The 5,400-nt window shown below is 70.7% G+C and carries 7 protein-coding genes; all 7 read left to right on the top strand.

Going from position 1 to position 5,400, the window contains the following annotated elements:
- Positions 1-264: 264 nt before the first annotated feature.
- Entirely contained in the window at positions 265-1,464 is a 1,200-nt protein-coding gene (ftsZ, locus tag WD250_04720) for a cell division protein FtsZ (GenBank protein MEX2619503.1), read from the top strand.
- Positions 1,461-2,255, top strand: coding sequence for a polyphenol oxidase family protein (locus tag WD250_04715; GenBank protein MEX2619502.1), 795 nt, complete (start codon positions 1,461-1,463; stop codon positions 2,253-2,255). Before ftsZ ends, WD250_04715 begins: the two co-directional genes overlap by 4 nt.
- Positions 2,256-2,265: 10 nt before the next feature.
- On the top strand, positions 2,266-3,036 hold the full coding sequence (locus WD250_04710) for a YggS family pyridoxal phosphate-dependent enzyme (GenBank protein ID MEX2619501.1): 771 nt from the start codon (positions 2,266-2,268) through the stop codon (positions 3,034-3,036).
- Between the two features lie 19 nt (positions 3,037-3,055).
- Positions 3,056-3,544: a cell division protein SepF gene (locus WD250_04705; protein MEX2619500.1), complete on the top strand. Its 489-nt coding sequence runs from the start codon at positions 3,056-3,058 to the stop codon at positions 3,542-3,544.
- 31 nt (positions 3,545-3,575) lie between these two features.
- Complete coding sequence (locus WD250_04700; protein MEX2619499.1) at positions 3,576-3,845, top strand: YggT family protein; 270 nt, start codon at positions 3,576-3,578, stop codon at positions 3,843-3,845.
- Between the two features lie 55 nt (positions 3,846-3,900).
- Positions 3,901-4,473: a DivIVA domain-containing protein gene (locus WD250_04695; GenBank protein ID MEX2619498.1), complete on the top strand. Its 573-nt coding sequence runs from the start codon at positions 3,901-3,903 to the stop codon at positions 4,471-4,473.
- A gap of 128 nt (positions 4,474-4,601) precedes the next feature.
- Positions 4,602-5,400, top strand: a 799-nt coding sequence (locus WD250_04690) for a hypothetical protein (GenBank protein MEX2619497.1), incomplete at its 3' end; no start/stop codon positions are given.

The following is a 5,400-nucleotide window of genomic DNA, read 5'->3' as shown; positions in this document are numbered from 1 at the left end:
CCCGAATACCTCGCACCCCACACCAGACAGCGAAGCTTCATTATGCGACAGCCTGCTAAGGGGATTTTCCCGGTGAGACACGTCCCAGGGTTGACGCCTGGGCACACAACACGTATGTTTCGACCAACACATGAGGTTTACATAAGACTCACCCTCAGGTCGAGGGTGAGGGTTGGGCTCCGCGAAGCCGCGGGGCCGTCCGTATGGCCCCGCTGACCAGCGAGAACGGTCAGATAAGGGTGAACTTGAGGGAAAGGGAAGCCCGTGGCGGCACCTCAGAACTATCTCGCGGTGATCAAAGTCGTCGGCATCGGCGGCGGTGGCGTGAACGCGGTGAACCGCATGATCGAAGCCGGCCTCAAAGGGGTCGAGTTCATCGCGGTCAACACCGACGCCCAGGCACTGCTGATGTCGGACGCCGACGTGAAGCTCGACGTCGGACGGGAGCTGACCCGCGGCCTCGGTGCCGGGAGCGACCCCGAGATCGGCCGTAAGGCCGCCGAGGAGCATCGCGACGAGATCGAGGAGGTGTTGAAGGGCGCGGACATGGTGTTCGTCACCGCCGGCGAGGGTGGCGGCACCGGGACCGGGGGCGCCCCCGTCCTGGCGGAGATCGCCAAGGGCCTCGGTGCGCTCACCATCGGTGTCGTGACGCGGCCCTTCAGCTTCGAGGGTCGTCGGCGCAGCGTGCAGGCGGAGAAGGGCATCGACGGCTTGCGTGAGTCCGTCGACACGCTGATCGTGATCCCCAACGACCGCTTGCTGGAGATCTCCGACAACGAGACGTCGGTCCTGCAGGCCTTCCGCCTCGCCGACGACGTGCTGTTGCAGGGCGTGCAGGGCATCACGGACCTGATCACCACACCCGGGCTGATCAACACCGACTTCGCCGACGTGTCGACCGTGATGCGCGACGCCGGCAGCGCCCTCATGGGCATCGGCAAGGCGCGCGGCGACAACCGGGCCGTCGAGGCCGCGCGCATGGCCATCAGCTCACCGCTGCTCGAGGCCTCCATCGAGGGAGCCCGCGGGGTGCTGCTCACCATCGCCGGTGGCAGCGATCTCGGGCTGTACGAGGTCAACGAGGCGGCCGAGATCATCGCCCAGGCCGCCGACCAGGACGCCAACATCATCTTCGGAGCGGTGATCGACGACGCGCTCGGCGACGAGGTGAAGGTCACGGTGATCGCCGCCGGGTTCTCCGACACCGCCTCTGCGGCCGTGTCCCCGCCCGCCGAGACCGGACGACTGCGGCCGGTGGATCGCGCGGCGCCGCGGCCGGCCCCACCCCCGTCCTCGTCCCCGCCCCCGCCCCCGGCCCCGGAGCCGGCTCCCGCGCGCGAGCCCTTCGTCGAGGACGAGGACGAGGACGACGACGTGTTCCGCCGGCCCTCCGACCGCCCCCCGGTGGTGATGGGCGATGACGAGGACGACCTCGACATCCCCTCCTTCCTGAAGCGGTGAGGCAAGCGGTCGCCGAGGTCGTCCCGGGCACGCGGCGCCTGCCCGAGGATCCGGCTGTGCGGTTGGCGTTCTCCGACCGGTCAGCGGGCAACGTGTCCCTGCAGGTCGGCGGGGGCGACGTCGCAAGGGCACGCGGCGGGCTGGCCGCACGGGTCGGCGTGCCCCCAGCCCACGCCGTGTACATGGAGCAGGTGCACGGGGCGGGGGTCGCCGAGGTCGGCACCCGCGACCGGGGCCGGGGGCTGCATCGTCCCGGGGAAGCGGTCCGCGGGGTCGACGCGCTGGTCACCCGGGACGTCGGCGTGGCACTGGTCGTGCTCGTGGCCGACTGCGTGCCCGTGCTCGTGGTCGATCCCGGCCGTGCGGTGGCGGCGGTGCACGCCGGTCGTCGCGGTATCGCGGAGGGGGTGGTGCCTGCTTGCGTCGAGACCATCGGCGAGGACCCCGCGCACCTGGTCGCCGTGCTCGGTCCAGCGATCGGCCCATGCTGCTACGAGGTGCCCGCTGAGCTGGCAGATGCGGTCGCCGAGGTGGTCCCGGTGGCCCGTGCGCAGACCCGGTGGGGGAGCCCCTCGCTCGACCTTCACGCTGCGGTCGTCGATCAGCTGGCCCGTGCCGGCGTCGGGACCGTGCGGGCGACCGCCGGCTGCACCCGTTGCCGTGGTGACCGCTGGTTCAGCCACCGGGGGGACGCGCCGGCAGATCGTGGACGCCAGGCCGGGATCGTGTGTCGCCTCGGCGCGCCGCAGGCACGGGGGCGCCTGACCGGTTCCGGTACCGGGGGTGCCTAGACTGATGGAGATGCACTCGCCGACCGTGTCCGGCCCGTCCGGCACGCCCGACCCCGAGGCCGCGGCACAGGTGCCTCGGCGGCTGGCTGCGGTCCGTCGGCGGGTCGCCGATGCCGCGCAGCGCGTCGGCCGGTCGCCCCAGGCAGTGACGGTGGTCGCGGTCAGCAAGGGCTTCCCGGCGGTGGTGGTGCAGGCTGCGGTCGCCGACGGCCAGGTCGACCTCGGCGAGAGCAGGGCTGACGAGCTCCTCGACAAGGCGCGCGCCATCGGCCCCGACGTGCGCTGGCACTTCGTGGGGCGGCTGCAGCGCAACAAGGTCCGCGACGTCGTGCCCGTGGCCGGCCTCGTGCACTCCGTCGACCGCCTGTCCTTGGCCGAGACCATCGCCCGCCGGATGGACACACCCGAGCGCACCGGTCACGGGCAACGGGTCCTCGTCCAGGTCAACGCGGGGGAGGACCCGGCGAAGGCCGGGTGCACGCCCGGCGAGGCCGGCGACCTGGTCGCCGCCCTGCGGTCCCTGCCCGCGATCCGCTGCGAGGGGCTGATGACGATCCCTCCGATGGGCGTGGACCCGCGTCCCACGTTCGTCCGCTTGCGGCACCTGCGGAACGAGCTGGCGGAGCGGTTCCCCGAGATCGAGCATCTGTCGATGGGTATGAGCGGCGACTTCGAGGTCGCCGTCGAGGAAGGCGCCACGATCGTGCGCATCGGCGAGGCCGTCTTCGGTCCTCGTGTTCGTCCCGGTGTTCGATCCACGCGGAAAGACGGCGTGACCTAGGAAGCGAAAGAGAGCAGACATGGCGACAGTGTGGAAACGGATCGGGTCCTACCTCGGATTGATCGAGGAGTACGACGAGGAGTACGCCGACCTGCCCGAGGAACCGGCGCCTGCACGGCTCAGCGAGCCCGTGGCGCGGCCCGAGCCCTCGAACGTGCGGCGCATCGCCCCGAGCCGGCCCGAGCTCGCGCCCGAACCCCCGGGGCGCTCGCCGGTCCAGCCGGTGCCGAGCAGCAAGGTCCACCTCACCGATCCGACGACCTTCAACGACGTCGAGGAGGTCGGCGACCGGTTCCGCAATGGGATCCCGGTGATCATGAACCTGGCCGGCGCGAGCGAGCCCACCGCCAAGCGCCTGCTCGACTTCGCGTCCGGGCTGATCTACGGTCTCGACGGACGCATCGAGCGGGTCGGCGACCGGGTCTTCCTGCTCACACCGCTCGGCACAGACGTGTCGACCGAGGAACGCCGCCGCCTGACGGAGCGCGGGTTCTTCAACCAGGCTTGAGGAGGACATGGAAACAGACACGAATCTGATCATGAGGGTTGTCTGTATCTCCCTCGACCTCTACTACGTCATCCTGCTCATCCGGATCATCCTGTCCTGGGTCCCGCGCCTGCCGGAACCGATCGAACCTGTCGCCCGTGCGGTGCGGGCGGTCACCGACCCCCTGCTGAACCCCCTGCGAGGCCTCATCCCGCCGGTCCGCATCGGCGCCGGCGCCTTGGACCTCTCGCCCTTGATCCTCTTCTTCGGCATCGTGATCTTGCGCTCGTTGCTCTGCTCGCCGGGCGACGGGCTGTTCTAGCGGCCCCGGTGGCGCGACGCACCGGCCGGCCGACGACGCGAAGGCGGTCGACGCCATGAGCCTCACCACACAGGACGTCGAGAACCAGGTGTTCAAGGAGCGCTTCCGTGGCTACGACCAGGACGAGGTGGACCAGTTCCTGGATCGGGTGTCCGAGAGCATCGGTGAGCTGACACGCGAGCGCGACCGGCTCCGCGACCGTATCAGCGAGCTCGAGCGTGGCGCCGAGCAGGTGGGGGAGTCCGGGCAGACCCTGCAACGGACGCTGGTCGCGGCCCAGCGCACCGCCGACGCCACGATCGACGAGGCGCGGGCCACGGCCGAGCAGATCATCGCCGACGCGCATCGGCGGGCCGGTGAGGAGGAGCAGCAGGCCCTTGAGGTCCTCGACCACGTCCGTCGCGCGGTCGAGGAGCTGGCGCGCTTCCGCAGCGAGTACCGGGAGCAGGTCGCCTCGGTCATCGCCGAGCAGCTCGCCCTGCTCGACAGGGCCGGCGAGCTGCCCGAACTGCCCGAAGGGCTGCGCGCCCTGGGCGAGCAAGCGCCGCCCACCGCTGTTCCTGCGCACCAGGAGCACACCGGGAACGGACCCCCGGAGCACCGCCGGGAGAGCGGCCGGGAGCGCTGACACCCAAGGCTGCTAGCATGCGGGCGTACTCAGATCGAGCCGCGTAGTTCATGGTGCCGAGACGCAGGTCGAGGGCATCGTGTGGACATGAATGAAGGGATCAGGATGGTGGTGCGTCGGTGATCGTCGTGAGCATGTTGCTGGTGATCATCGGGGCGGTGACCCTGGTTGTGGGAGTGTTCGTCGCCGACGACGACCTCACGTTGGTGTACGTGTCCATCGTGGCGTGCCTGCTCGCCGGCGTCTTCCTGGTGGTCGGGATCATCCGGGGCAGGAGCGGGAAGACGGCAGGTGCCTCCGACGGACAGCCCGCCAGCTGGTCTGGTGCTCCGGCGGAGCCTCCGCCGCCCACCCCGGGCAGGTCGCCGAGCCCTCCCGCCGAGCAGCCGCGCCCCACCGCGGAGACCACGGACATGGCCCCGACGAAGGGCCCGGCACCGTCCCCCTACGCGCCGGCCGGCCCTGCTGCTGCTGATTCCCCGGCCACCGCTGACGACGCCGACGAGGAGCCTGCGGCAGTGTCGGGCGAGGACCGCACGGCGGAGCTGCCGAAGGCCAGTGCCGAGGCCGAGGAGTCCCCCGCGTCGAGTACCCCGGTGGCGCCGCTGAGCAAGCGGCTGTCGCTGAAGAAGGCCGCGAAGAAGTCGGCGGCCAAGAAGGCGACCGGGAAGAAGGCGACCGGGAAGAAGGCGGCGCCCGCACCCGAGGTGCCTGCTGCCGCCGTCGAGCCGCAGCCGACACCCGTCACGTCCGAGGACGCGGCTGCGGTCGAGGCTGCCGAGACGGTGGAACCCCCGCCGCCGGCGCCGCTGCCGGCCAAGAAGGCGAGCGCCAAGAAGACGTCCAAGAAGTCCACGGCCAAGAAGACGAGCGCCAAGAAGTCCACGGCCAAGAAGACGAGCGCCAAGAAGACGGCCAAGAAGTCCA

It is taken from the genome of Egibacteraceae bacterium (assembly GCA_040905805.1).
Classification (GTDB): Bacteria; Actinomycetota; Nitriliruptoria; order Euzebyales; family Egibacteraceae; genus DATLGH01.
This window is presented reverse-complemented; position numbering and strand designations above follow the sequence as displayed.

Bases quoted from the DNA above. Each gene is read 5' to 3' on its own strand.
- WD250_04710 (MEX2619501.1), top strand. From the start codon at position 2,266: ATGCACTCGCCGACCGTGTCCGGCCCGTCCGGCACGCCCGACCCCGAG.
- WD250_04705 (MEX2619500.1), top strand. From the start codon at position 3,056: ATGGCGACAGTGTGGAAACGGATCGGGTCCTACCTCGGATTGATCGAG.
- WD250_04700 (MEX2619499.1), top strand. From the start codon at position 3,576: ATGAGGGTTGTCTGTATCTCCCTCGACCTCTACTACGTCATCCTGCTC.
- WD250_04695 (MEX2619498.1), top strand. From the start codon at position 3,901: ATGAGCCTCACCACACAGGACGTCGAGAACCAGGTGTTCAAGGAGCGC.